The sequence below is a fragment of the Luteococcus sp. Sow4_B9 genome (assembly GCF_052116585.1).
GTDB lineage: Bacteria > Actinomycetota > Actinomycetes > Propionibacteriales > Propionibacteriaceae > Luteococcus.
Window position 1 is genome coordinate 1 of the sequence record NZ_JBQKKT010000043.1, and the last position, 5,247, is coordinate 5,247.

General features: G+C 55.0%; 2 rRNA genes. Both read left to right on the plus strand.

The annotated features are described in order from the left end of the window. Positions 1 to 237: 237 nt before the first annotated feature. Positions 238 to 1,755: ribosomal RNA gene (locus tag ACTQ49_RS14690) — 16S ribosomal RNA — on the plus strand. Positions 1,756 to 2,094: 339 nt separating this feature from the next. Further along, positions 2,095 to 5,190: ribosomal RNA gene (locus ACTQ49_RS14695) — 23S ribosomal RNA — on the plus strand. Together the 16S and 23S rRNA genes form the textbook arrangement of a ribosomal RNA operon. The last annotated feature ends 57 nt before the right edge of the window (positions 5,191 to 5,247 follow it).

Here is a 5,247-nt window from a genome sequence, read left to right on the forward strand (position 1 = left end):
GGAGGGATGTGCGGGTCGCGCCCGGATCTTGAGAACTCAACAGCGTGTCTAAAGTCAATGCCTATTTTTACCCGTGGCCATTGATGTGAATCTCTTTGTGGGGTTTGTGTTGGTGGTTATGGTTTCTTTGAGTATGAAATTTTTGGTATGCCAGTTTTTTCTGGTGTGTCGGGTTTCGGACTTGTTTGTTGTTTGACGACGTTGCTCTGCTTTTTTTTGTGGGGTTGTCGATATTTTTCAACGGAGAGTTTGATCCTGGCTCAGGACGAACGCTGGCGGCGTGCTTAACACATGCAAGTCGAACGGTAAGGCCCTTCGGGGTACACGAGTGGCGAACGGGTGAGTAACACGTGAGTAACCTGCCCTTGACTCTGGGATAACAGCCGGAAACGGTTGCTAATACTGGATATTCAGTGCCTGCTGCATGGTGGGTGTTGGAAAGCTCCGGCGGTCAGGGATGGACTCGCGGCCTATCAGCTTGTTGGTGAGGTAGTGGCTCACCAAGGCTTCGACGGGTAGCCGGCCTGAGAGGGCGACCGGCCACATTGGGACTGAGATACGGCCCAAACTCCTACGGGAGGCAGCAGTGGGGAATATTGCACAATGGGCGCAAGCCTGATGCAGCAACGCCGCGTGCGGGATGACGGCCTTCGGGTTGTAAACCGCTTTCAGCAGGGACGAAGCTTTTGTGACGGTACCTGCAGAAGAAGCACCGGCTAACTACGTGCCAGCAGCCGCGGTGATACGTAGGGTGCGAGCGTTGTCCGGATTTATTGGGCGTAAAGAGCTTGTAGGCGGTTAGTCGCGTCGGAAGTGAAAACTCAGGGCTTAACTCTGAGCTTGCTTTCGATACGGGCTGACTAGAGGAAGTTAGGGGAGAACGGAATTCCTGGTGGAGCGGTGGAATGCGCAGATATCAGGAGGAACACCGGTGGCGAAGGCGGTTCTCTGGGACTTTCCTGACGCTGAGAAGCGAAAGCGTGGGGAGCAAACAGGCTTAGATACCCTGGTAGTCCACGCCGTAAACGGTGGGTACTAGGTGTGGGTCACATTCCACGTGATCCGTGCCGCAGCTAACGCATTAAGTACCCCGCCTGGGGAGTACGGCCGCAAGGCTAAAACTCAAAGGAATTGACGGGGCCCCGCACAAGCGGCGGAGCATGCGGATTAATTCGATGCAACGCGAAGAACCTTACCTGGGTTTGACATATGCCGGAAACATCCAGAGATGGGTGCCCCTTTTTGGTCGGTATACAGGTGGTGCATGGCTGTCGTCAGCTCGTGTCGTGAGATGTTGGGTTAAGTCCCGCAACGAGCGCAACCCTCGTCCAATGTTGCCAGCACGTAGTGGTGGGGACTCATTGGAGACCGCCGGGGTCAACTCGGAGGAAGGTGGGGATGACGTCAAGTCATCATGCCCCTTATGTCCAGGGCTTCACGCATGCTACAATGGCCGGTACAAAGGGCTGCGAACCTGTAAGGGTGAGCGAATCCCAAAAAGCCGGTCTCAGTTCGGATTGGGGTCTGCAACTCGACCCCATGAAGTCGGAGTCGCTAGTAATCGCAGATCAGCAACGCTGCGGTGAATACGTTCCCGGGGCTTGTACACACCGCCCGTCAAGTCATGAAAGTCGGTAACACCCGAAGCCAGTGGCCCAACCCTTGTGGAGGGAGCTGTCGAAGGTGGGACTGGTAATTAGGACTAAGTCGTAACAAGGTAGCCGTACCGGAAGGTGCGGCTGGATCACCTCCTTTCTAAGGAGCTTTGTACATCTGCTGTTGAGTGGGTGTCATTCACCTGGTTCCGTGACATGTGTTTGCGGCCAGTGTGGCTCTGGATTGTGGAACATTGACTGATGCATCTGGTGATGCTGGTTGTGTCTAGTACAGCCTCTGCCTGTGTGGTGGGGGGAGTGGAACGGTGTGGCTGGTGTTGGTGGGTGTGGCACGCTGTTGGGTCCTGAAGGGCTGGTCGTTGTTGCGGCGGTCTTTCTGTTCGGACCATGGATTGATGGCCAGGTTTGTCTGGTTGTTGGTTGTGGTACCGCCCGTATTTTGAGAACTGCACAGTGGACGCGAGCATCTTTGTAGATTTTACAAGCTACTAAGTGCGATCGGTGGATGCCTAGGCACCAAGAGCCGATGAAGGACGTTGTAACCTGCGATAAGCCATGGGGAGCTGGTAAACGAGCTGTGATCCGTGGATTTCCGAATAGGGAAACCTTGAAATACCGGAGTCATGTCCGGCAACCTCTGCCTGAATGTATAGGGCAGTTGGAGGGAACGTGGGGAAGTGAAACATCTCAGTACCCATAGGAAGAGAAAACAACCGTGATTCCGTGAGTAGTGGCGAGCGAAAGCGGAAGAGGCCAAACCGTGTGTGTGTGATAGCTGACAGGTGTTGCACATGCGGTGTTGTGGGGCCGCTTTGACCATACTGTCATGTGGTCGGCAAGTAAGAAATGATCGATGAAGTTGAGCTGTCTGGGAAGGCAGACCATAGAGGGTAAGAGTCCCGTAGACGTAAGTTGATCACTTGTGAGCGTTACCCCAAGTAGTGCGGAACCCCTGAAATTCTGCATGAATCTGGCGGGACCACCCGTTAAGCCTAAATACTCCTTGGTGACCGATAGCGGACAAGTACCGTGAGGGAAAGGTGAAAAGTACCCCGGGAGGGGAGTGAAATAGTACCTGAAACCGATCGCATACAATCCGTCGGAGCCCTGCGGGGTGACGGCGTGCCTTTTGAAGAATGAGCCTGCGAGTTAGTGGTGTGTGGCGAGGTTAACCCGTGTGGGGAAGCCGTAGCGAAAGCGAGTCCGAACAGGGCGATTGAGTCGCACGCTCTAGACCCGAAGCGTAGTGATCTATCCATGGCCAGGTTGAAGCGACGGTAAGACGTCGTGGAGGACCGAACTCACTTGGGTTGAAAACCGAGGAGATGAGCTGTGGATAGGGGTGAAAGGCCAATCAAACTACGTGATAGCTGGTTCTCCCCGAAATGCATTTAGGTGCAGCGTCGCGTGTTTCTTTCCGGAGGTAGAGCACTGGATGGTCTAGGGGGCCCACAAGCTTACCGAAATCAGCCAAACTCCGAATGCCGGAAAGTGAGAGCGCGGCAGTGAGACTGCGGGCGATAAGGTTCGTAGTCGAGAGGGAAACAGCCCAGATCATCAGCTAAGGTCCCTAAGCGATAACTAAGTGGAAAAGGATGTGGAGTTGCGCAGACAACCAGGAGGTTGGCTTGGAAGCAGCCATCCTTGAAAGAGTGCGTAATAGCTCACTGGTCAAGTGATTCCGCGCCGACAATTTAGCGGGGCTCAAGTTATCCACCGAAGCTGTGGCACTCACACAATGACCTCCTTGTGGCAGGTGTGTGGGTGGGTAGGGGAGCGTCGTGTGCGCGGTGAAGCGGCGGGGTGACCCAGTCGTGGAGAGCACACGAGTGAGAATGCAGGCATGAGTAGCGAATGACGGGTGAGAAACCCGTCCGCCGAATATCCAAGGGTTCCAGGGTCAAGCTAATCTGCCCTGGGTGAGTCGGGACCTAAGGCGAGGCCGACAGGCGTAGTCGATGGACAACGGGTTGATATTCCCGTACCGGCGAAACAACGTCCATGCTGAGGCGCATGATGCTAAGCACGCGAGGTGGTGAGGGACCTTCGGGTCTTGATCCACTGAGTCTGTGAACCGAGTGTGTAGTAGGCAAGCTGCGGAGGGACGCAAGAAGGTAGCTCATCCCGGGCGATGGTTGTCCCGGGCCAAGTGTGTAGGGCGAGACGTAGGCAAATCCGCGTCTTGTGATGCCTGAGACATGATGGGGAGACGGACGTGTCCGTCGAGTGAGTGATCCTATGTTGCCTAGAAAAGCTTCGTGAGCGAGTTGTTAGCCGCCCGTACCCCAAACCGACACAGGTGGATAGGTAGAGAATACCAAGGCGATCGAGAGAATCATGGTGAAGGAACTCGGCAAAATACCCCCGTAACTTCGGAATAAGGGGGACCTGATGCGTGAACCGACTTGCTCGGGGAAGCGTGGAGGGTCGCAGAGACCAGGCCCAAGCGACTGTTTACTAAAAACATAGGTCCGTGCCAACTTGAAAGAGGACGTATACGGACTGACTCCTGCCCGGTGCTGGAAGGTTAAGGGGAACTGTTAGCGCAAGCGAAGCGGTGAACTTAAGCCCCAGTAAACGGCGGTGGTAACTATAACCATCCTAAGGTAGCGAAATTCCTTGTCGGGTAAGTTCCGACCTGCACGAATGGAGTAACGATTTGGGCGCTGTCTCCACCATGAACTCGGCGAAATTGCATTACGAGTAAAGATGCTCGTTACGCGCAGTAGGACGGAAAGACCCCGGGACCTTTACTATAGTTTGGTATTGGTGTTCGGTACAGCTTGTGTAGGATAGGTGGGAGACTGTGAAGCGGCCACGCCAGTGGTTGTGGAGTCATCGTTGAAATACCACTCTGGCTGTTCTGGATATCTAACCTAGGACCATGATCTGGTTCAGGGACAGTGCCTGATGGGTAGTTTGACTGGGGCGGTCGCCTCCCAAAAGGTAACGGAGGCGCCCAAAGGTTCCCTCAGCCTGGTTGGCAATCAGGTTTCGAGTGTAAGTGCACAAGGGAGCTTGACTGTGAGAGGGACACCTCGAGCAGGGACGAAAGTCGGGACTAGTGATCTGACGGTGGCATGTGGACGCGCCGTCACTCAACGGATAAAAGGTACCCCGGGGATAACAGGCTGATCTTGCCCGAGCGCTCACAGCGACGGCATGGTTTGGCACCTCGATGTCGGCTCGTCGCATCCTGGGGCTGGAGTCGGTCCCAAGGGTTGGGCTGTTCGCCCATTAAAGCGGCACGCGAGCTGGGTTTAGAACGTCGTGAGACAGTTCGGTCCCTATCCACTGCGCGCGTAGGAATCTTGAGAAGAGCTGTCCTTAGTACGAGAGGACCGGGACGGACTAACCTCTGGTGTGCCAGTTGTTCCGCCAGGAGCATGGCTGGTTGGCTACGTTGGGAAGTGATAACCGCTGAAAGCATCTAAGCGGGAAGCACGCTTCAAGATGAGGGTTCCCACAGATTAATCTGGTAAGGCCCCCGGCAGACCACCGGGTGATAGGTCGGATGTGGAAGCACAGCAATGTGTGGAGCTGACCGATACTAATAGGCCGAGGGCTTGTATCCTACAAAGATGTTACGCGTCCACTGTGTGGTTCCCGAGGTACGGTCGGGAACACCCCC